18 protein-coding genes and 4 pseudogenes are annotated in these 20,738 nt (G+C 62.0%); 12 read left to right on the forward strand and 10 right to left on the reverse strand.

Annotation, left to right across the window (positions count from 1 at the left end):
• Positions 1 to 99: 99 nt before the first annotated feature.
• The 8 genes and pseudogenes from EOA32_RS14970 to EOA32_RS15010 all read left to right on the forward strand — a co-directional run.
• Positions 100 to 375 (forward strand): annotated as a pseudogene (locus tag EOA32_RS14970) (FCD domain-containing protein); the annotation flags it as partial.
• Positions 376 to 489: 114 nt separating this feature from the next.
• The gene (gene kduD / locus EOA32_RS14975) at positions 490 to 1,257 is read left to right on the forward strand and encodes a 2-dehydro-3-deoxy-D-gluconate 5-dehydrogenase KduD (protein ID WP_067001545.1); all 768 of its coding nucleotides are present in this window, start codon (positions 490 to 492) and stop codon (positions 1,255 to 1,257) included.
• Between the two features lie 32 nt (positions 1,258 to 1,289).
• Positions 1,290 to 1,619: a cupin domain-containing protein gene (locus EOA32_RS14980; RefSeq protein ID WP_067001548.1), complete on the forward strand. Its 330-nt coding sequence runs from the start codon at positions 1,290 to 1,292 to the stop codon at positions 1,617 to 1,619.
• 246 nt (positions 1,620 to 1,865) lie between these two features.
• On the forward strand, positions 1,866 to 2,612 hold the full coding sequence (locus tag EOA32_RS14985; protein ID WP_067001551.1) for a sulfotransferase: 747 nt from the start codon (positions 1,866 to 1,868) through the stop codon (positions 2,610 to 2,612).
• Positions 2,609 to 3,568 (forward strand): hypothetical protein, encoded by a 960-nt coding sequence (locus EOA32_RS14990; protein ID WP_067001554.1) that lies wholly within the window; start codon positions 2,609 to 2,611, stop codon positions 3,566 to 3,568. The genes EOA32_RS14985 and EOA32_RS14990 overlap by 4 nt, the downstream gene beginning before the upstream one ends.
• 218 nt (positions 3,569 to 3,786) lie before the next feature.
• On the forward strand, positions 3,787 to 5,652 hold the full coding sequence (gene recQ / locus EOA32_RS15000; protein ID WP_245499277.1) for a DNA helicase RecQ: 1,866 nt from the start codon (positions 3,787 to 3,789) through the stop codon (positions 5,650 to 5,652).
• 70 nt (positions 5,653 to 5,722) lie between these two features.
• Positions 5,723 to 5,974, forward strand: coding sequence for a hypothetical protein (locus EOA32_RS38625; protein ID WP_141245468.1), 252 nt, complete (start codon positions 5,723 to 5,725; stop codon positions 5,972 to 5,974).
• A 284-nt stretch (positions 5,975 to 6,258) separates the two neighbouring features.
• Positions 6,259 to 6,798 (forward strand): sulfotransferase, encoded by a 540-nt coding sequence (locus EOA32_RS15010; protein WP_348632204.1) that lies wholly within the window; start codon positions 6,259 to 6,261, stop codon positions 6,796 to 6,798.
• A 529-nt stretch (positions 6,799 to 7,327) separates the two neighbouring features.
• Here the strand turns inward: EOA32_RS15010 and EOA32_RS39850 are convergent.
• Genes EOA32_RS39850 through EOA32_RS39860 form a run of 3 tightly spaced genes read right to left on the reverse strand, consistent with a single transcriptional unit; the run spans position 7,328 to position 10,953 of the window.
• Positions 7,328 to 7,870, reverse strand: a complete 543-nt coding sequence (locus tag EOA32_RS39850; protein WP_306462658.1) for a shikimate kinase — start codon at positions 7,868 to 7,870, stop codon at positions 7,328 to 7,330.
• Positions 7,758 to 8,663 (reverse strand): shikimate kinase, encoded by a 906-nt coding sequence (locus EOA32_RS39855; RefSeq protein WP_245468412.1) that lies wholly within the window; start codon positions 8,661 to 8,663, stop codon positions 7,758 to 7,760. The genes EOA32_RS39850 and EOA32_RS39855 overlap by 113 nt, the downstream gene beginning before the upstream one ends.
• On the reverse strand, positions 8,650 to 10,953 hold the full coding sequence (locus EOA32_RS39860) for a hypothetical protein (protein ID WP_245454710.1): 2,304 nt from the start codon (positions 10,951 to 10,953) through the stop codon (positions 8,650 to 8,652). The genes EOA32_RS39855 and EOA32_RS39860 overlap by 14 nt, the downstream gene beginning before the upstream one ends.
• A 57-nt stretch (positions 10,954 to 11,010) precedes the next feature.
• Between EOA32_RS39860 and EOA32_RS39865 the strand changes: the two genes are divergently transcribed.
• Together EOA32_RS39865 and EOA32_RS15020 are read left to right on the forward strand one after the other, a co-directional pair.
• The gene (locus EOA32_RS39865) at positions 11,011 to 11,175 is read left to right on the forward strand and encodes a hypothetical protein (RefSeq protein ID WP_245454711.1); all 165 of its coding nucleotides are present in this window, start codon (positions 11,011 to 11,013) and stop codon (positions 11,173 to 11,175) included.
• 368 nt (positions 11,176 to 11,543) lie between these two features.
• Positions 11,544 to 14,126 (forward strand): EAL domain-containing protein, encoded by a 2,583-nt coding sequence (locus tag EOA32_RS15020; RefSeq protein WP_126057614.1) that lies wholly within the window; start codon positions 11,544 to 11,546, stop codon positions 14,124 to 14,126.
• Between the two features lie 314 nt (positions 14,127 to 14,440).
• On the opposite strand, the pseudogene EOA32_RS38630 reads toward EOA32_RS15020, so the two are convergent.
• A pseudogene (locus EOA32_RS38630) lies at positions 14,441 to 14,954 on the reverse strand (transposase); the annotation flags it as partial.
• 122 nt (positions 14,955 to 15,076) lie between these two features.
• On the opposite strand from EOA32_RS38630, the gene EOA32_RS15030 reads away from it, so the two are divergent.
• Positions 15,077 to 15,289, forward strand: a complete 213-nt coding sequence (locus tag EOA32_RS15030; RefSeq protein ID WP_126057615.1) for a hypothetical protein — start codon at positions 15,077 to 15,079, stop codon at positions 15,287 to 15,289.
• Positions 15,189 to 15,471 (forward strand): annotated as a pseudogene (locus EOA32_RS15035) (transposase); the annotation flags it as partial. The gene EOA32_RS15030 and the pseudogene EOA32_RS15035, both read left to right, overlap by 101 nt.
• Positions 15,472 to 15,769: 298 nt before the next feature.
• Here EOA32_RS15035 and EOA32_RS15040 read toward each other — a convergent pair.
• The 6 genes and pseudogenes from EOA32_RS15040 to EOA32_RS15070 all read right to left on the reverse strand — a co-directional run.
• Positions 15,770 to 16,552: pseudogene (locus EOA32_RS15040) on the reverse strand (sensor histidine kinase); the annotation flags it as partial.
• Between the two features lie 29 nt (positions 16,553 to 16,581).
• A complete protein-coding gene (locus tag EOA32_RS15045) occupies positions 16,582 to 17,214 on the reverse strand; it encodes an Hsp20/alpha crystallin family protein (RefSeq protein WP_126057616.1) in 633 nt (210 codons plus the stop codon).
• A gap of 531 nt (positions 17,215 to 17,745) precedes the next feature.
• Positions 17,746 to 17,970: a DUF982 domain-containing protein gene (locus tag EOA32_RS15050; protein WP_245454712.1), complete on the reverse strand. Its 225-nt coding sequence runs from the start codon at positions 17,968 to 17,970 to the stop codon at positions 17,746 to 17,748.
• A gap of 627 nt (positions 17,971 to 18,597) precedes the next feature.
• Positions 18,598 to 19,413: a hydroxymethylpyrimidine/phosphomethylpyrimidine kinase gene (locus EOA32_RS15060; RefSeq protein WP_126057617.1), complete on the reverse strand. Its 816-nt coding sequence runs from the start codon at positions 19,411 to 19,413 to the stop codon at positions 18,598 to 18,600.
• The gene (locus tag EOA32_RS15065; RefSeq protein ID WP_126057618.1) at positions 19,404 to 20,009 is read right to left on the reverse strand and encodes a thiamine phosphate synthase; all 606 of its coding nucleotides are present in this window, start codon (positions 20,007 to 20,009) and stop codon (positions 19,404 to 19,406) included. The genes EOA32_RS15060 and EOA32_RS15065 overlap by 10 nt, the downstream gene beginning before the upstream one ends.
• On the reverse strand, positions 20,006 to 20,738 hold a 733-nt coding region (locus EOA32_RS15070), incomplete at its 5' end, for a thiazole synthase (protein WP_145971299.1). The genes EOA32_RS15070 and EOA32_RS15065, both read right to left, overlap by 4 nt.

Here is a 20,738-nt window from a genome sequence, read left to right on the forward strand (position 1 = left end):
TATTGGCCGCGGCTTCGCCGGGCGAAACAAGTTTCATGGTCACTGGCTTTCCCCTGATGGCGTCGCGGTCACGGACCAAACGTCGCCTGAGTGGAAGCGTTCTATGTCGAGATGCTCGACGTGCTCGGCCGCCGCGCCATTCCCTGCGACGTAACCTCGCCCTGGTCGGCCGAGCTCGTCCAGTCCGACGAGTACCAGCGTGGCCTGCAACGGGAGCATCTGGTGATCCTCAACGCGATTTCGGCGGGCGACGCCGAAGCCGCGCGCGAGGCGATGCGGGCACATCTCACCTCGAGCCAGCAGCGCTACCGCGAGCGCCTGCAGGCGCGGCAGGCCTATTACGCAAAGTCCGTGGCGGCTGCGTCGACCGGATAATCATTCGAGCAAGGTAGAGATGGACCAGGCACACACCGGCGCTTTCATCTGGGCCATGGCTGGCGACAATGTCGATTATACCGACGTCGACCAGCTGACGATGGACCAGCTCAAGTGAGCGATCTTTTCGCCTTCAGCCTTGCGGGAAAACGCATCCTCGTCACCGGCGCCAACACCGGCATCGGCCAAGGCATTGCAGTGTCGGTCGCGCGCGCCGGCGGCGCCGTCATCGGCGTCGGCCGCTCGGCGATGGATGAAACCGTGGAGAAGATCGCGGCCATTGGTGGCCAGTTCGAAACCGTGGCCGCCGATCTCGGCGATCCTGCCGCGGCTGCCGTCATGCTCGACCGGATATGGGACGAGAAGGGACCGCTCGACGGCTTGGTCAACAATGCCGGCATCATACGACGCGCCGACGCGGTCGATCTGACCGAAGCCGACTGGGACGAGGTGATGGACATCAATTTGAAGACGGTCTTCCGGCTTTGCCAGAGTTTTGCCAGACGCGTGCTGGCCGAGCCCGGGCGGCGCGGCAAGATCGTCAACATAGGCTCGGTGCTGAGCTTCCAGGGCGGCATCCGCGTCGCCTCCTACACCGCTTCGAAACATGGTGTGCTTGGCCTCACGAGGCTGCTCGCCTGCGAATGGGCGGCGAAAGGCATAAACGTCAACGGCATCGCGCCGGGCTATATCGAAACCAACAACACCGAAGCCTTGCGCGCCGACCCCGACCGCAGCGCCGCCATCCTCGGACGCATTCCCGCGGGGCGCTGGGGCCGGCCGGGCGACATCGGCGACGCGGCCGTTTTCCTGCTCGCGCCCGCGTCGGACTACATGCATGGCGCGGTGATGCCGGTGGACGGCGGCTGGCTGGCGCGGTGACCATTCTGCCAATTTCGAACGGAAGCTAAGCGATGACGCCTCTCTTTTCACATGCCGGCGAAAAAGCCTGGGAGCCGACGCCCGACGGCAACAGACGGCGCGTGCTGGTGCACACGGCCGAACTGATGATGGTCGAATTCGCCTTCAACAAGGGCGGCCTCGGCGCGCTGCATTCGCATCCGCACGTCCAGGCAAGCTATGTCGCCGAAGGCCGCTTCGAAGTCACCATCGACGACAAGTCAGAGATCCTGGCAGCGGGAAGCAGCTTCATCGTGCCGTCCAACCTGGTGCACGGCGTCAGGGCGCTGGAAGCGGGGCGGCTGGTCGACAGTTTTGCGCCTTATCGGGCCGACTTCCTATAGCGATATTCCTGTTGCCAAAGAAAAACCCGGCGCGAAGCCGGCGCCGTGAGGCGCGAGTTTATTGCCTGGGCGCTCGTGGCGCCGCCGCGGTACTCAAACATTGCCGCAGGACGACAACGGTGCCGCAACATGGTGAAGATAGGTTTAACGAAGAGGACTGGCACTCTGCCGGCATATCGGCCAAAGAGACGGCGCGCCGCAGCTTTGGCAACGGATGAACTAAGCCGGCGGGAGCGGAAGTCGGAAATGGACGTCGCACGAAAATCAGAAGCCTTTTTGCGCAAGGCCATCAGGCGGCCGATCAGAGAGGTTCGGCGCTTGGCGCTGGATGTGAAGCGGCTGTGGCGGCTTTGGTTTGCTGGACGCTCGGCGCCTTACAAGAAGATATTCATTGCCGGCTGCGCGCGCAGCGGAACGACGCTGACCCAGCGCCTGATGGGGTGTTTCGAGGACACCTTCGTCCATCGAGCCGAAGCGAAATACACCCAGCTGGATATGTTGGACCGCTCCGAAACCAACCTTGTCGTCAAGCGCACGGATCGGGGTCATATGCATCTGGCGAAATTGCCCGCCGCCATTGGCCTGATCTATTGCGTTCGCCATCCTTTCGACGTGCTCACCAGCTCGCATCCGGAAAGCAGGGCGGAGCGCCGATACCATGTCACCTCCGAACGCTGGCTGGCCGAGTACGAGGCCTTGCTGCGGCTGAGAAAGGCGCAGCCGGAGCGCGCGATCGTCTATGTCCGTTACGAGGACATGATCGCTCGGCCGGACGAGGTCCAGGAGAGGATCGCGCGAGCATTCGACCTCAGGCCGCGTATCCGCTTCAGCGAGGATGCCGGTAACCCGATACGGGCAACATCGCTCAAGAAGTGGGAACGGAACGAGGAATACCTTGCCTATCTCAAAGCCCTGCCCCCCGCCTTCCTCGCCCGGCTGAGAGGGTTCTGTGACGAGTTCGGCTATGACATGCCGGAGTGGGCAAACGCATGACGTCGATGCTCGGTCTTTCAGCCGAACGGCGCGGACCTTTGATTACGCCCGATATGCTGCCGGGCGATGAGGGAGCCAGCATAAACGGCCCATCGCTGGTGAGGATGCCGGCCTGGGCGACCGGCCGGCTCGGAACGTATCACCTCTATTTCGCGCATCACAACGGCACCTACATCCGTCTAGCCTATTCAGATACGCTGCAAGGCCCTTGGCGGGTTCACCCGGGCGGCGTGCTTTCGCTTGGCGAGTGTCCTTTTCTGAGGGATCACATCGCCTCTCCCGACGTGCATGTCGACGAGCAGACCCGACGCATCGTCATGTATTTTCACGGCCCTGAGCGACATGGCCGCGAGCAGACGACCTTTGCGGCGACATCGGTCGACGGCCTTTACTTCAACCCCAGTCCCCAGGCGCTAGGGCCGTTCTATGCGCGGATATTTCGGCACGACGGCTGGTGGTATGGGCTTTTCGGCACCGGCAGCATCAGGCTTCGCCGTTCGATCGATGGTCTTTCCGGTTTCGAGGAAGGGCCGGTCGTGCTGCCGGGCTCGGGCCGGGTCCGGCCACGGCATGTGGCAGTGCAGAAGAACGGGGATTTGCTGATTGTCTATTATACGCGCAAGGGCGACGCGCCGGAGCGCGTGATTTACGGCAGCATCGACCTTTCCAAGGAGTGGCTGCGCTGGGTCGTGCGCGGCAGGACCGAATTCCTGAGACCCGGCACCGACTACGAGGGCGCCGGCCTACCGGTTCGCCGCAGCAAGGCGGGCGTGGCAAGAAGCAAGGAGAACGGGCTGCGCGATCCGGCCATTTTCGAGGAGGATGGCCGGACCTGGCTGCTCTATGCCATTGCGGGCGAGAGCGGCATCGCGCTGGCCGAAATCCGACCGGGGGAACTCCGGGCTGCCGGGCTGCGAAAATCGATTGCGGATCTATGGAGCCGGCTTGAAGTCTAACGCGCCCTGCCTTTGCTAACCTCGGCTCAGTGGACACTGCCGACCGCCTTGCCCTGCCATCTCAGTATCGCCGGGTTGCGGCGCAGGAAGGAGCCGACACCTCCGGCAGAGACGGCGGCGCCGGCAGGCAAAAACGGCGGACAGCACGGGTGGCGATGGCGTTCCCGCGATCCGCGCCTTAAGAACGTGACCTCAGCCGAAACCGGGAATCACTCTCAATGCAAAACGCGATGGCGGAGCGGGAATCGGTGGCGGGCATTGCGGCGGAGGGGCGCGATCCGAAGCGGCGCGTGCTGAAGGACGTGTTCGGCTTCGACGATTTTCGACCCGGTCAGGCCGACGTGATAGAGGCGCTGCTGTGCGGCCGCCACGTGCTGGCGGTCATGCCGACCGGCGCCGGCAAGTCGCTCTGCTACCAGGTTCCGGCGCTGGTCCTTGGCGGGCTCGCCATCGTCGTCTCGCCGCTGGTGGCGCTGATGCAGGACCAGGTCGCAGCGCTGCGGCTCGCCGGCGTCGCCGCCGATACGATCAACTCCTCGCTGGATCGCGATGCCAATGTCGCGGCGTGGCGCCGCGTCGCCTCGGGCCAGACGCATCTGCTCTATCTGGCGCCGGAGCGGCTGATGACCGAGCGGATGCTCGACGCGCTGGCCAGGCTCGACATCCGGCTGATCGCCGTCGACGAGGCGCATTGCATCTCGCAATGGGGACCAGCCTTTCGGCGCGAATATGAGGACCTTGCTCGGCTGCGCGACCTCTTTCCGAAAGTGCCGATCATCGCGCTGACCGCGACCGCGGACGAAACGACGCGCACCGACATTTCGGCGCGGCTGTTTGCCGACCGTGTCGACACGCTGGTGCTGGGCTTCGACCGGCCGAACATCAAGCTTGCCATCGAGCCGAAGCAGGACAGCAAACGCCAGCTGTTGCGTTTCGTCGAACGCCATGCGGGGCAGAGCGGCATCGTCTATTGCCTGTCGCGCAGGAAGACAGAGGAGATGGCGGCCTTCCTCGAAAAGAACGGCGTCACCGCGCTCGCTTACCATGCCGGCATGAGCAAGGAGGCGCGGGACGCGAACCAAAACGCTTTCATGACGCTGTCCGGCGTGGTCATGGTGGCGACCATCGCCTTCGGCATGGGCATCGACAAGCCGGACGTCGCCTATGTCTTCCACACCGACCTGCCGGCTAGCCTCGAGGCCTATTACCAGGAGATCGGCCGTGCCGGCCGCGACGGGCGGCCGGCCGAGGCGCATATGCTCTACGGCCTCGGCGACATTCGCACGCGCCGCCTGTTCATCGACGACGAGGATGCCTCGCCGGAGCACAAGCGGCGCTCACATGGCCGACTGGACACGCTGATCGGCTATTGCGAGACGGCGCAATGCCGGCGCCAGGTCCTGCTTGGCTATTTCGGCGAAGGCGCCTCGCCTTGCGGCAATTGCGACAACTGCCTCAACCAGGCGCCGCGCGCGGACGGCGGCACCGAGGCGCGCATCATTCTTTCGGCCGTCGCGCAAACCGGCGAGCGGTTCGGGGCCTCCCATATCGTCGACATCCTGCTCGGCCACGAGACCGAGAAAGTGCTGGCCCGAGGTCAGCAAAGGCTTGCCAGCTTCGGCACCGGCGCGGCGCACAAGCGACCCGCGTGGCTGTCGCTGATCCGCCAGCTTGTGGCGGGCGGGGACCTGGTGCCGGACCCGGACGGCTATGGCGGCCTTGCCATTTCCGAGCGCGGCCGCGCGCTCGGCCGCGGCGAGATCGCCTTCGAGTATCGCGTCGAGACGCGGCACCGTTCCCTACGCGACAAGGCGCGTTCGGCCCAGGCCGCGGCGGACGCCGAAGACCTGGACGCCGCGCTGCTCGCCACGCTCAAGGCGCTGCGGCTGCGCCTGGCGAAGGAACGCCAGTTCCCGGCCTATGTCGTTTTCTCCGACCGCACGCTGATCGACATGGCCGAGCGCTGCCCGCGCGACCTCGCTGCCTTCGCCGCGGTGAACGGCGTCGGCGAAGCCAAGCTCAAGGAATTCGGCGAGGTCTTCTTGAGCGCGATTGCGGAGCATCAATCCGGCGGATCAGGTTGAGGCAAAATCGGCCGGCGCATCACGCTCGTCCGGCCCAACCTACAAACCGGATCACGCATTCAAACGATGATTGCCCGCAGCCGACGCGCAACGCCCGCTCTCAAGTTGCGCCCTGGATGGCCCCGATCATGGTTCTCACAGCGTCCAAGGGCTGCAAGCCGGCCTCGCGCACCAGCGTGCGCCAGCTGAAGAAGCTCAGCGCCAGCTGAAGCATCGCGCGCTGCCTGCCGTCGAGGCCTTGGCCGAGCACGTCCCGGCAGGCCGCGGCGGCAAGCGCGTGCGCTTCATCGATACACCCGATACGCCGCACGCTGAAATGTGAACGGCGCCGAGCGTGGTTCCACGCCGTTCCTGTGGAAACATTCCTGTTGCAATCTTCGAGGCAAACAGTTCGAATAAAGTCTTTCCGGGGGAACAAGAATTGTGAACAAGGGTGTGGTACGGCTTATTCCAAAGCCGAGGGCCTCAATATTCATCTGTGGTTGCGGTCATACCGGGTCGACCTTGCTCGCCCGGATATTGGCTGCGCATCCGGATGTCTTCAGTGTCCCGCGGGAGACAAGCGCTTTTGTCTCGGACAAAGGCGCCAGATGGACCAAGCTAAGCTTGCTTTTGCTTGAGGCGGCCATTTCGCGCCGGAGCGTCTGGGTCGAAAAAACCCCCGGGCATATTCATTACACCCGTCAGATACGCGAGACGATCCCGGATGCCCGTTTCATCGTGGTGACGCGCGATGGCCGTGATGTCGTGGCATCGCTCGGGCAGCGCTACGAGGGCGATTTCGACAGAGCTTTCCAAAGGTGGGTCGCCGACAGCAGGGCCTCGATGCTCTGCATCGAGAGGGGCGGGGCCATGTTGTGGCGCTACGAGGACTTTGTCGAGTCGCCTGCGCTCTCCATCGAACGGCTATGCCGCTTCATGGGTGTGGCCTTCGATACTGCCATCCTGGACTATCACCGGCATCCGGTCGTCTGGGGAAGGGCAAGAAGAGTTCGCACGGCGCATTCGGCTCGCCGTTCGGCGCAGGTCAACCAACCGATCACCGACTACAGGGGCGGCTGGCGATCGAAGCTGCCTGCGGAATTCGCCTCGCGTTTCGAGGCAGGTGAGGCCCAGGAGCTGATGACCTTTTTCGGATATTGCTGAGGGCGACTGTCGCGCTCTTTCGGCAAGGCTTCGGAGGCTATCTCGCTCGCTCTTTAAGGGATTTGAGGCTTGTCCCGCGAAAGCGCGCAGCTCGAAGCAGGATGGCGGAGAGGGAGGGATTCGGTTTCACGCCTATCCTGCTGAAAATGCTAATCTTTTCGCGCTTTTTGTTACGCAGTTTGTTACACTGCTACAACTGCGATTTACAATCGCTCTTTTGAGCTCGCCTGCCCAATCCATCTTATCTGTCGAAACCGACGCAATGGCGCGGCGGTGGATTGGGTCACTCTGTCATAGTATCCGCGCTTCATTAAGTTGACGATGCCGTTTAGACTCGGAGCTGATCCTTTCCGGTCGATCACCAGGATTTGGCGCGCGACCCGGCACCGGCGGTTCGTCTTTGTACGTTTGTGTCATCCAGGCCGGATCAACTCGGCCATCAGGCTTCTCACGACTTATGCATGCGTTTCCCACTTTTATTAGCATTCGGTGCGAACCCGCACCCTGCACCAAACCTGCGACGCCTAAGCTATCGTCCTCGACTTGAGCGTTCCCTGCTTCTCGTGGAAGACGCTAAATTCGCTCGTGCGTTATTGCCGGCCAGCAAAGGCTGCGGGTCGGCGGTGAGGGTGTCGAGGAGCGGCGGCCGTTCCCTTTCACTCAATAGTGCCGCCGGCGCCTGGATGGTTTCCACGACGCCGCCCCCGCAATCGTAGCCGTTGTGATGATCATCGTGCATGCGCTGAGCTGTTGGGGACATGCTGATGGCGGTGCCGGAAGCACCGGAGACATGTGATATCTCGGCAGCGGGCAGAGCGGCTTCTCTGTCGCTGCACAGGAAAGCGTAGAGTTCCTTCACGCAAATGCGGGCGTCCTTCTTGTCTTTTTGAAAGGGCGGGACGAGGGGCAACCTGATATCGGCCTTTTGGTAGAACGGACTGCGCTCTTCGTACAGCTGGTCAACCTTCTGCTCGATGTCGGCGCCTTGCAGCAGCGGCCGGCTGGTGTCCCTCTCGAGGCGCCTGCGGAGCTCTTTCAGCTCGGGTGTCGAGCCAGATCGACCTCGCCTTATTAAGAATCAGGGCTTGATTGGACTCCTTGCCAAAGCAGCCGCCGCCGGTTGCGATGACGATGGGGCCTCTCTCCAGCTGCTTGGCGAGCTCTTTGGTCTCCAGGTCCCTGAAGTGCGCCTCGCCACGGCCAGGGTCGGCGAACATCTCCATCAGATTGCCGTGATCGGCGACGATATGCTTATCGATGTCGACAAACTCCACCCCCAACTCCTTGGCAAGCTGGGCGCCGATGGTCGACTTGCCGCTCGCCGGCATGCCGACGAGCACGACCGGCCGCGTACCGAGGGCCGCGAGGATCTCGCCGGCTTGCGGCGAGCGAGCGACCGCAATCTGTTGTCTTGCGACGATGGGCGACCTGGAGGTCCCTGCCGCCCTCGACCTGCTTTCTCCTGACGAGTCCCAGTGTAATATCTCCCAGGCACCACGGGGAATGGGGACTAGCTGTGAGCTCTGCGCGCGGTGCGCGAGCTCGGCCCGATAACTGGCCGGCGTAGGGAACTCGACCTCGAAGCGATAGTTCTGCGCGGTTCTGAACGCCGTGTGAACGCCGCGTAACCGCGGCCTGTCCATCCTGATGACCCAGTTGGTGGTCTCGACCTCGCTGCAGTCCCGCTCCTCGAAGGCCAGTGCCGCCTTCCTGAAGGCGCGCGTAAAAGCCTCGTCCGGGATCTCGAAGACATGGCGCACGGCATTGGTGACCAGTTGGGCCTCCGGCGCCGTGCTCACGCTCTGGCCGGTCAACTCGTCGGCTATCCAGACCTGCCCGCCCGACCGTTGGTCAAGATGCGGCACCTTCACCTCGATGCCGTCCTGCCGCAAAAGCTCGGCAACCGCATGCACAATTTTTGGTAATCGCGCTTTCTTGCGCTTCGGCGGGGGCGGCTTCGAGCCTGGCCCGCTCAAGGGCCTGTTCGCTGCTCAGCGTTATCGTGCTGGCGCGGTCGTCTTCGGCCGAGATTGCTAAGGCGCTGAGCAGAATGCGCTTTTCGACGGCGAGTCTGATCGAGGCCTCCATGACCGATGCCGCCAGCGTGGGGTTGTCCTTCAGATCCGCCAGGCTGCCATCGACGTCGAACCGGCCCTGGTGGAGCTTTGCCGCCTGCGCCTTGACATATGGCGCCGACTTGAAGCCCGGCCTCTGCTCCAAGAGCCGCTGCAATTCGGTGGTTTTTTGCATGAACACCCGCGCACCGGTATCGGACTTGTAGGCGTCAGTGCCGACCTTGATGCCGACGCTCAACAGATTGATGGCGCTTTCATGCAGCTTGACTTCCGACTGCTCATGAGCCGGCTCGCTATTGAGCTGCAGGTTCCAGTCCTGGAGCTCGGCCACTAACAACGCGGCCAGTTCGCAGGCCACCGGATGCCTGGCGGCCTTGCTGTCTTCCCTCGCCCTGGCGATGAGCTCATGGAGGGCCTGGCCATCCGGCCGATCTTCCTGCAACAGTGCGCGGATGTCGGCCTTGAGCTCATTATGAATGCCCTCGTAGGTGCCGAAGATGGCACGCTCGGCAAACCAGCGTTGCGCCTCCAGCGGCTGCGCCAGCACGTTGCGCTGCAGGCAGCTGTAGGTCTCCAGCACCAGCCCGGTGGCCGACAGGATCTGCTTGGACCGGGTGAACTGGTAGCCGCTTTTCTCAATGGCCGGCGTGTGCGACTTCGGCGGCTTCATCGAGGCGATGCCGCGCGCCTGCAGCTGCGCGTCGAACTGGCGCACATGCTCGTAAAGGCGAGGCTGGTCGCCAATGATGACGACGGTGTCGCCATCAAAATCGCCGTCGAGCATTTTTTGTTCGACGCTTGGAACCGCAACCAAAGAGCCGGGCGCGAACACCTCCGTCGCCTGCAGGATGCCGACGCACTCGAGCGCGGTGTCGGCCTTGACCCGGTCCTTTTCCTCCAGCCAGTACGAATGGCACTTTACGTCCTCGGCAGACATCACGACCCCGCGCTCGGCGAAGTCCGCCGGCCACATTTCGTCGGGCACAACGATCAAGATGCCTTTGGCAAAGAAGGTCGGATCGTCGGCGGCAAGCCCAGCCCCCGACCTGTGCGCGAAGTTGAAGCTATATTGGAAGGCCACGCACCGATCCAGGAACGCCGCGGTCCGGTCGCCATCGCGCGCCGACCTGACCCGGTCGGCGGCGAACGGGCGCAGGTTGGGCTTGTCATAGGGGGAGCGTCCGACAAGCACGCCAGCGTCACGGGTCAAGGTCTTGCTCTTGCCCGTCGGCACATGCAGGCATTCGTCGCTGGACGGCACGGCGATAGCGCTCGAACCCTCGATATGCCCGCCCGTGACCGTCCGGAACAGCTCCTCGGCGGTGAGGCTTTGATGGGTTTCGAGCCAAGCCTGAGCCTTCTCGCGGGTCTCCTGTGCTACCTCGACGCTACGCGGATAATGTTGCAGCGCCGAGGGCGGTACCGCCGATTGCCTTTTATCGGCATAGGCAGGCATCCGCTCGGGAGCGTCGTGGCGAGCCCGGGCAATGGACGGCATGCGCTCGGCCAGTGAGGCCCTAATGAAGCCGCAGCCGTCATGCGGCCGCAAGGCGATCTCGCCGTCTCGCCCCTCGAACCGGAAGGGATGCACTGCGCCTGCGGGATGGTCGGGCAGAAGGGACAGCTTGAAGCACCCTTCCAGCGCATAATCATGGGGGCCAATGTCGGGGATGCCCGGCGGCGCGGCAAATCCGCGGCGCTGGGTATAGTAATAGGCTTCCTTGAACGGCGCCCAGGCCCGCGACAGCTGCTCAAAGGCCGTACCCGGAGCCGTCTCGGCATAGGGGATCGCCAAAAGCTTGCCGCTTGGGGCCTCTGCGGCCGTGAAAGGCAGGTGAGAGGCAAGCTGGTTCAGGCTCTTTTGCGGCGGCTTCAGTTTGCTGCCGCCGAACAGGTCCATGCGGTAGGGCACGCCCTCCACGGTGAACGTGCGTGTCAGCATGGCTCCAGTCGGAGTTCCCTTTAGCTGCACCGCCACCACCTTCACCGCGCCCGAGGTCAAGCGGTGGAAAATGGAATAGCGCAACTCGGCTTCGCTGGCCAGCGGCCGGCCTTGCATGTCGACCACCGGCAGCCGCATCAGTCCGGCATCGCCTTGCGGCGGTCTCGGCTCGTGGTCCATGGCCTGAAGGACCCGATGGACATCGAAGCTGGAGGCTGCATGCTGGGCCTGGATCATCGATGCGTTCTGCGCCATGAAGGTGTCGAGCGCTTCGAGCGGCTCCTTCGCCTCGATCTCGGCGATCACGCTCGAGTTCGCGCACCGCCTCGGCGCGCGCCGCGGCGCTCCTTCCTCGGCTGATGAACACTGCCGATCATAGATTCGACTGCCAGCCTCAAAGCCCCATCGTCGTGCATAATATGGGCTGGCCTCGCTACATTCGAAGGGGATCGAAGGCCGATCCCACGGTGCGGTGAAAGAAGCTGCAAGCGGCTTCCAAGACTAGGTGCGAGCACCTCGATCTCATTGTAGGCCCGTCATCGGATCATATGGAAATCGGTGAGCTTCATCCGCCGGCCTTTTACAACGTGGTTTGGTCGATCCTCTAGGGGATTACGCAGTCTTAAGCCAGCATTAATACCTTAGACGCGACACTAGGAATACTTTTACTATTCGCTAAAGCTCGATGCTATTTGACGAGGACTGGTCTTGCGTTTGCAGTTTTCTAGATGAGAGGGCTAAAGGACATTAGCGTCGGGACCAAGCTCTCGTTGGGCTTTGGGCTGGCGCTGCTGTGCGTCGTGGCCGTGGGAGTATTTGGGGTCGCGCAACTGCGATCACTCAACAAGGTCACGAGCGAGATCACCAGCGTTTGGTTGCCCCAGGTCCAGATCGTCGGCGAGATGAAGCGCAACCTCGCGGAACACCAGCTCTATGCGACGTTGCGCGTGCGCACTGCCGAGGCTGCGCAGATAGCCGGCATTGAGAAGGAGATGGCGAGGGAAAGCGACGAAATACTGCAAGGTCGGCGCGCCTATCGCCGGAGTGCCGGATCGCTGGCCGAGCAGCAGCTGTTCGACCAGTTCGTCAACCTATGGACGGCCTACGAAGATTCCCTGACATCGATTTTCCCGCTCCTCGAAACAGGAGGGCGAACAATGGCTGTCAAGGAGTTCGAGACGGTATCGCTCCCGACCGTTGCCGCCGCCACGCAGCGATTGGACGACCTGCTGGCCCTCACCAACGAGCGCAGCACGGCCGCGGCGGTGATGGCGGACAGGACCTACACCGTTGCGCAAAGATTGACTTGGCTGGCAGTTCTTTTTGCCGCCGGGTGTCTTGGTGGGCTTGTCGCCTGGATACGCCACAATGTCAGCAAGCCGATCCTCGCCGTGACCGAGGCGATGCGTTGCTTGGCGCAGGGCGAGCGCCGTTCGAGTCTCATTGCGCTGAAAAGGGATCGGCAGGACGAGGTTGGAGTGCTGTTCTCGGCCTTTGCCGGCTACCGGGCCAGCCTGGAGCGCAGCGATGCCTTGGCCCGAGAAGCCGAGCTGGAGCGGCAGCAATTGGCCGCGGCCGCCGCCAATATGCCCGTAGGGCTTTGCATGTTCGATGCGGAGAGGCGGCTGGTTCTGTGCAACCAAAGCTACGCCGATCTCTACCATGTGCCGGAGCCCCTGACTCGTCCCGGCACGCCGTGGATCGATTTGATGCGGTTCCGGATCGCGGCGGGCCTCTATGCCGGCCATGACCCGGAAAAGTATGTGCAGCAGCTGACGGAGACCATCGATCGCGCAGAGCGGACGGTGAGCCTGGTGGAACTCAGGGACGGACGCACCATCGACCTCATCCATCAGCCACTGCCGGGCGGCGGGTGGCTTGCCACTCACCATGACGTGACCGACTTGCGGCGGAGCGAAGCCAAGATTTCATACATGGCGCGCCACGACGGACTTACCGAGCTTCCAAATCGCATATTGTTCCGCGAACGCGCCGAGGAGGCTTTGGTCGAGATGCGGCGTGATGGTAGCAAGATTGCTTTCCACTGCCTCGATCTCGATCATTTCAAGATGGTCAACGACACGCTGGGGCACCCGGTTGGCGACGCCTTGCTGAAGGAGGTCGCCGCCAGACTGAAACAGGTGGCCCGTGAAGGCGACACCGTGGCAAGGCTCGGCGGCGATGAGTTCGTGATCATTCAAACCGCGGTTGATCAGCCGGTCGAGGCGACAGCTCTTGCCCAACGGGTCATTGATGGGCTGAGCGCACCTTATGTCGTCGATGGCCACGGGGTTATGATCAGCGCCAGCATCGGCATCTCGATCGCGCCGGACGATGGCATTGACGCCGACCAACTTCTCAAGACCGGCGACATGGCGCTCTACCGGGCGAAGGCGGAAGGCCGCGGAACCTACAGGTTCTTCGAACCGGAAATGGATGCGCGCATGCAGGCGCGGCGGTTTCTCGAACTCGACCTGCGCGAAGCGGTGGTGCGGCAGCAGTTCGAAATCTACTACCAACCGCTCCTCAATCTCGACCGCGGCGAGGTCAGCTGCTTCGAGGCGCTGCTGCGCTGGCATCACCCGACGCGCGGCATCGTATCCCCGGGAGAATTCATCCCGCTGGCCGAGGACATCGGCCTCATCGTCCCGATCGGTGAATGGGTTATCAAGCAAGCCTGTCTCGACGCGGCAAGCTGGCCCGGTAGCATCAAGGTCGCCGTCAATCTGTGCCCGGCGCAATTTCGCAACGCGCGCTTGCTCTCCACCATCGTCGAGGCATTGGATATCTCGGGACTGCCCCCCAGCCGGCTTGAGCTTGAGATCACCGAGACAGTGCTGCTGGCCAACAGCCAGGCGACTCTCTCGATGCTGCAACATATCCACATGCTCGGCGTTCATATCGCGATGGACGACTTCGGAACCGGATATTCGAGCTTGAGCTATCTGCGCTCGTTCCCATTCGACAAGATCAAGATCGATCAATCCTTCATCACGGACGCCGGAGATATCGACAGTTCCGTCGCCATCATTCGAGCGGTCACGAGCCTCGGCAACAGCCTCGGGATGCAGACCACCGCCGAGGGCGTCGAGACCGTGGAGCAGCTGGAACGGGTCCGAAGAGAAGGCTGCACCGAGGCGCAGGGCTTCCTGCTCAGCCGCCCGCTGCCCGCGCGGGACATCCCCGCGATGCTGGAGCGGACCCGCGCCGTGGTGGCGGGCGAGATCATTGAGACCGAACCCGAAACGTCAGGCGAGCGAGACACGGACAAGCCGGGCAGGCGTCGCAGTAGGGCGTCTGTCCCCGCCTAACCGGGATGCAAGCGAAAAACAGTGCCAACGAACATGAGTTTGCCGGCCTAGTTCAGGCCGCCACTCGGATCATGTCGATAGCGGGTGTGTAGGTCGGCGCGGCTCGAAATTAGGTGTGCTGAGCGCCGGTCAAAGTGGGATTAGCTTGTCATATCGATTATGGGATCCAGGTTGAACCCGACTTGCAGGACTCTGCTCGTAACCGAGCAGATCAACCTCACATTCGGTCGCTGCTCTTCACGGCTGCACCAACATCCCGCCTACGGCCGCTGGGCTCGGGCGACGAGACCATTCTGAGTGAGCGGCGTTTTATATACCCGTTCGGTCGTCAGTACCTTGCGTTCACGACAGATACGCCGGCGATCCTCCTGCTCCGGTGTTGGCTCTTTGACCATTGCACATATGCGCGGTTCGCCTCGCTTGAAGGCAAGGAGAGACGAGCGTTTCACCATCGATCTTATCGGTTTTGGCTCGGCGACTGCGACGAGACACTGCGATAGAAGCGGGATCAACGACGTAGCTCTCGATCCCCGCCTTGCTCAGAACCCGATGGATCCAGGAGCCATCGAGCCCGGCTTCCTGGATAGCGACGACGGGGAAGTCTGGCCCCATGCGTGCTCTTGCCTTCTCTCGCACGCTATCGAAGCGACGGAACAAGGCGGATAAATCACCACTGGGGACACTGTGTTTCGACAACTTCTCGCCGCCACCTGGCGACAACGACGAGATCAGCCAGGTTGAACGGCTGAGCTCCAGCGATACGAAGATTGCGCCCAGACCAGTCCGGATAGCAGTCAGAGTTTCGGATCGGTCGGCCACTACATGCATGGTGTTCCTCCGCGGGGTGTTTGTTAGCAGCGTCACTCTGCCAGAGCACGCGCCGCTATCCATCCGTCGCCATGGGATCTGGTGATTGTTCATGTCGCCGATTCCCGCGAAGGAACGCCACCATGACCAAGATTGAAAGTAAGACCGCCAGCGCTGCCGTCAAAGACATTCTGCTTTCAGACCCGGACGGACTTCACGAAATGATCCGTGCGGTGATGCAGGAGGTGCTCGAGGCCGAGATGGACGACGGTGGAGGAGACCATCGAGCGCACGCTGACCTTCTTTTGCCTGCCGCGCCAGCATCACAAGCATCTCAAGAGCACCAACATGCTTGAACGGCTCAATGAGGAAATCCGCCGGCGCACCTATGTCGTGCGCATCTTCCCCAACGCCGAAAGCTGCCTGCGCCTCGTCAGGGCGCCGGCTGTCGAAACCAACGAAAACTGGATGGAGGCCCTACATCAACATTGACGACCTGCGCGAGCACAAGAAGCTCGCTCTACGCCAAGCCGCATGACCAGCATCGTGGCCGCCCCATTTTGCAGAACTTGACGCACACAACCGCCACTTCGAGTTTACCGACCGCACCGAGTCATCCACGCAAAGACCTGCGCAGCGTCAGCTTCAGAGCTTGGTCCCACCGGCTGAACGCCAAAAAAGCGGATCTTGGCCATCGGAAGCGCCCTCAACCGACTGAGAGGTTTCGGCTTATGCGATGCGACTGGCAGTCCTGCGCTCCGGGGACAAGGCCGTGGCGGCAGAAGATCCCCTGGACATCAGGCGATGTCCGGAAGGCAGCATCGTAGTAACGGTTTTTACGCCGCTCGCGGCACGCGCGAGGTGAACGTCGCCCGGGTGACCGACACGCTGGTGCCGTCAATATCGCTGATAATCTCCACCCTGGCCTCCAGTTGTTTCACCAGTGCTTCGACGATGGCTGTTCCAAGTCCGGTAGCCGGTACGTCGTTGGCGATCTTGCCGACGCCATTGTCCGAAACCGTCAGTTTCCAGTCACTGCCCGCGGTCTCGTAGCTCACCTGGATGCGAGCGCCGGTTCTCTTCTTGGGGAAAGCATATTTGATGGCGTTGAGCACGAGTTCGGTGACAATTAGTCCCAGACTGACTGCCCTTTGCGAATCTATCCTGCCGCCTTCGGCCATTACGGTGACCGTGATCGGCTGGGCTTCGCCGACCATCGACGAGGCGAGGCTGCTGCACAATTTCGGTAGGTAAGAGCCGACATCGATCTCGTCGACGCCGGCGGAGGTGTGGAGATGGCGTTGCACCTCGGCCACGGACAGAACGCGCTGATGGGCGTCCTTGAGATGCTGGCGCGTCTCTTCCGACGTCACCGAGCGTGCCTTCAGCAACAGGATCGAGGCAATGATCTGCAGGCTGTTGGCAACCCGATGCTCCATCTCGCGCAGCAGGACGTCTTTCTGCCGAAGCAGGTCTTCGGTGCGACCGAGCAGTTCTTCCTTCTCCCGCTCGATGATACGACGGGCCGTTATGTCATTGAAGGCGAGAAGGATGGTGATGGCCGAACTATGGTCGTAAAGCACCTTGCGGGCATTGAGCAGCATGGTGCGACGGCCGATCCGCGTTCCTGAGCCATGCTTGCCTCCCTCTATCCCTTGATCTGGATCTTCTTCGGCCGATCCGCCTCCGGCCGGTGCAACTCGACTTCGAGCAGCCCGTTGGCGAAACGCGCCTCGACCCGTTCCGGGTCGACGCGGAATGGCAATTGCACTGTCCGGGAGAAGGTCCCATAGGCGCGCTCACGGCGGTGCCAGACGGATTTCTCGTCCTCCGTTCGAGGCTCGCGCGTTCCCTTCAATGTCAGAATGTTCTCGCGCACCGTGAGGCCGATTTCGTCAGGTGATATCCCCGGCAGTTCCGCGGCCACCGCCACGCTGTCCTCGCCAGTCCAAAGATTGATCGGCGGAAACTCCTGAGCGGCGCTGGCGGTCAGCCCGGCCAAACGCTGGTTTACTTCCTGTTGCATGCGCCGCATTTCCACAAACGGATCGAACCCGATGCGGCCGAAATCCGACAAAAGCATGTACATCCTCCTATGATTCACGACCTTGCATGATTGCCACGCGCGACACGTGCGTGCGCACCGGAAGCGGAATCGATCGATGGCAACAGGAGGGGCGATCAGCACAGAGACCGAGCGGCCCGATCGCGCAACCTCGCAGAATGCGAGAAAGAGGGGTTCGGGCAGACGCCGGAACACATCCTCCTTGCGAAGCGACATGAACCGAACTCGATCCACCGTAGGGCCGGACCGTCATTCCCGTGCCAGGACCCGATAGCGGCATCCGGCTTTATCATTAGGTGGCCCCAAATGGCCTTTCACGAGGTGATCTTTGACATTCCACCAGTCACCTCTTCGGCAACAGCGGGGTCCCTTCGAATCCGTAGCCACGTTGCCTCTAGTCGCTGATTTGGCTTCCCTTTGCGCAACTGTCGGGATCGACGAAGCGTCCCGAATTGCACCGCGGTTCGATCAACTGATCGCAGGCGACGCGCCGCATCGTCATGGTAGCTGACGAATGAATCGGCATGACACGTCGCAGTGACCGAGACATCAAGCCAGCACCTATGTCGGCTTGCCGCAAGTCAAAAGAATCCAGCCCTGCGTGCCGCGTTCGCTGACCTTCGCCAGTGACGCCATTTGCATTTCGGCCGGACAGATGGGCACAGACATGTGCAATTCCCGCATCGCCCATTATTGGAACTCACAAGGCGGCGTTCTTTCCGTCTTGGCGAGCAGCGGGCCAACGCGTTACCGGCGGTGATCTTCCTGCAGCTTTAAATCAGTCGCCACCAACGACGAAATCAGATTTGGCCAGCACGCCGGCAATCCTGGCAAATCCCACAATGCTTGCCGCGCCTGCTCGGGTGTCATCTGTCCGGCGATCGCTGCGTTGCTGCTTCTCACCGCGCAACTGAATACCGGTCCCCGACGCGCTTTTGGCCACTGATTCAGGAATACGAGCGCTTCGCGCACTGTGTTGATGTCGTGACGACGTCGTTGGTCTTAACCTGGACCGGCGATAGGAAAGCCAGACCGGTTATTCTTACCTCCCTGCGATCGCACGCTGGATCTTTCATTCGGTGGTTGGTTGCGTGACAGGTTTCGAACGTTAGGTCTTGTTTTCTCTGGAAGATCGGGCTGTACGACATAATCCAAATGTTGCGACGCAGCGAAGGCTTCTGCTGGTTCCCGAGTTGAAAAAGCCAGTTGCACCTGGATGAGTGTGTCGCCGCCACCCAATAGCCCATCAGATGTTCAATGGCAGGCGGCGTCCGACGCTCGAACAGCAAGCGCCACGGCCGGCGGGTAGCCGATGCCACAGCTTTGGAGCTGCCCCGGATACTATTATAAGACCGATTGACGCGGGGCTCGACGCGTTTGCGGCAAATAAGCTCGAGTGTGGACAGAGATGTGACGTTCTATTGAGTCGCTGACCCAATCGGTAGCGACCTGGTGATCCACGCAACCAATTCCGGTCGTTTCTGTCACTAAGAACTCGATATTCGCTATTTGCACCTCGAAAGTCGCATAATTGGCAGTGAGAAACTCAACGCGTTGTGAGGATGGCATAGAGAAGCAGTAGCCCCTTCTCTAGTCTCGCTACGGGAAAAATTCTGGAAAATGGGTCTGCTTGGCTGGACGCAGAACGCTGTGGTTATTCAGCCGGCATTTCTGAAGCCTCTCCAAGACAAACAGCTTGCCTTCGCGCACGCTGTCTTCGAGCGGCTTCGGCTTCGCCAGATGCGCCGCAATCGCGCTGGCCAGCATGCAACCTGTCCCGCGCATCGATGTGGCAAGGCGCGGTGCATCGAAGCGGATGGGTTCGTGCCCGGAGCGTAACAGAATATCGGTCGACCGGGTTCCCGACGCATGCCCACCCTTGATCAGCAGGGCTTGAGGGCCGGCGGCCAGCAGTCTTTTTCCTTGTTGGAGCGCTCCGTCCTCATCCACTGCCAGTTCGGAGCCACTAAGGAGCGCCAGTTCAGGGAGGTTGGGCGTGACAATGCAGCAAAGCGGCATAAGATCGCGCTTCATGGCAGCGATAGCGCCTGCTTGCAGAAGTGCGCGGCCTGAGGTGGAGGCCAGCACAGGGTCGAGTACTGCGGGGACATGCGGAAATTTGCGCAGCACTGCGGCAACGGCAACAATGATCTTGGCAGTCGCCAGCATGCCGATCTTGATTGTGGCCACGTCGTTGGCCTGCAGCGCGGCGCACATCTGATTGGCCACCAGGCTAGGTGGCGAATAATAGATTTCGATCACGGCGTCATGCGTTTGCACCGTTAGCGCTGTGACGGCGAGACAGGTGCGCACGCCAATGGCAGAGATCGTCTCGATATCGCGTGCAATTCCAGCACCGCCACTGGAGTCCGATCCACCGACGACAAGCACATGTGGTTCTCGCCTCAGCGCCATTGGTCCGTCTTTTCGATCCATTCTCGCGTGCGCGCCTCGGGGTCGTCGTTGAGCGTGATGTCGGTCACCACCGCCGCGCTGTCCGCGCCAGCCGCAAAGACACCGTCGAGCCGCTCAGGGTTGAGGCCACCAATGGCGACCAATTGAAACGGCGCGACCTGGCGCTTCCATTCGCTGATCCGTTCGACCCCTTGCGGCGCCCATTTCATCTTCTTCAGGATGGTCGGATAGATGGGTCCAAGCGCTATGTAGTCAGGCTCGGCGGCCATCGCCGTTTCCAGCTCCTGATGATCATGTGTGCTCAGTCCGAGCCTTACGCCGGCTGCCCGTATCGCCAAGAGGTCAGCGGTCTGCAAATCCTCCTGGCCGAGATGTATGAAGTCGCAGCCTTCCTCGATTGCCAGGCGCCAGTGGTCGTTGACGATGAGTTGGCACTGGTATCGAGCACACAAGGCCTTCGCGGTGCGGATCTCCGCGCGCAACCCAGCCTCATCCACGGTCTTGATGCGCAGTTGCAGAAGCCGGACTCCGAGTGGGACCAGCCGTTCGATCCAGGCAGCGCTGTCGACGATCAGATAAAAGGGATCGAGCTTCATGAAAAAACGGCCCTGCCGACCATCGGTGTCGATGGCACGGCGACGTCGCGCGGTTCGAGCATTCCCGAACTGAACGCCTCACGACCGGCGTCGACCGCCTTACCGAAAGCACGCGCCATGCCGACCGGATATGCCGCCTTGGCGACCGCTGTGTTCAGGAGCACGGCGTCAAAGCCGAGTTCCATGACGGTGGCCGCGTGCGACGGCCGTCCGAGCCCCGCATCCACAATCAGCGGGACGCCAGGGAAATATCCGCGCATCGAGCGCAGCGCCGTCATGTTGACCGGTCCCAAGGCGGAACCGATCGGTGCGCACCACGGCATCAGGACCTTGCAGCCCGTTTCCAGCAGCCGCTCGGCGACAACGAGATCGTCGGTGGTATAGGGGAATACCGCAAAGCCGTCCTCGCACAGGATGCGGGCGGCTTCAACCAGACCGAACACATCCGGCTGTAGCGTGTCGTGATTGCCGATCACTTCGAGCTTGATCCAGTTGGTGCCGAAGACCTCGCGCGCCATTTTCGCGGTGGTGACGGCTTCCTTGACGGAGAGGCAGCCGGCGGTATTGGGCAGGATTCTGGCGCCCAGCGAGCGGATCAACGACCAGAATTGTTCGCCGGCTCTACCGCCCGCCATCTCACGCCGCAACGAGACGGTCACCACCGACGTGCCCGACGCCTTGACTGCATCGGCAAGGATGGCCGGCGAAGGATATTGAGCGGTGCCGAGA

Origin of the sequence: Mesorhizobium sp. M1A.F.Ca.ET.072.01.1.1 (genome assembly GCF_004023325.1) — a bacterium.
In the GTDB taxonomy this organism is placed as follows: domain Bacteria; phylum Pseudomonadota; class Alphaproteobacteria; order Rhizobiales; family Rhizobiaceae; genus Mesorhizobium.

Bases quoted from the DNA above. Each gene is read 5' to 3' on its own strand.
- EOA32_RS15020 (WP_126057614.1), top strand. From the start codon at position 11,544: ATGAGAGGGCTAAAGGACATTAGCGTCGGGACCAAGCTCTCGTTGGGC.
- recQ (WP_245499277.1), top strand. From the start codon at position 3,787: ATGCAAAACGCGATGGCGGAGCGGGAATCGGTGGCGGGCATTGCGGCG.
- EOA32_RS15065 (WP_126057618.1), bottom strand. From the start codon at position 20,009: ATGAAGCTCGATCCCTTTTATCTGATCGTCGACAGCGCTGCCTGGATC.
- EOA32_RS14990 (WP_067001554.1), top strand. From the start codon at position 2,609: ATGACGTCGATGCTCGGTCTTTCAGCCGAACGGCGCGGACCTTTGATT.
- EOA32_RS39865 (WP_245454711.1), top strand. From the start codon at position 11,011: ATGGACATCGAAGCTGGAGGCTGCATGCTGGGCCTGGATCATCGATGC.
- EOA32_RS14980 (WP_067001548.1), top strand. From the start codon at position 1,290: ATGACGCCTCTCTTTTCACATGCCGGCGAAAAAGCCTGGGAGCCGACG.
- EOA32_RS15060 (WP_126057617.1), bottom strand. From the start codon at position 19,413: ATGGCGCTGAGGCGAGAACCACATGTGCTTGTCGTCGGTGGATCGGAC.
- EOA32_RS15030 (WP_126057615.1), top strand. From the start codon at position 15,077: ATGACCAAGATTGAAAGTAAGACCGCCAGCGCTGCCGTCAAAGACATT.
- EOA32_RS15045 (WP_126057616.1), bottom strand. From the start codon at position 17,214: ATGTCGCTTCGCAAGGAGGATGTGTTCCGGCGTCTGCCCGAACCCCTC.
- EOA32_RS39860 (WP_245454710.1), bottom strand. From the start codon at position 10,953: ATGCGGCTGCCGGTGGTCGACATGCAAGGCCGGCCGCTGGCCAGCGAA.
- EOA32_RS14985 (WP_067001551.1), top strand. From the start codon at position 1,866: ATGGACGTCGCACGAAAATCAGAAGCCTTTTTGCGCAAGGCCATCAGG.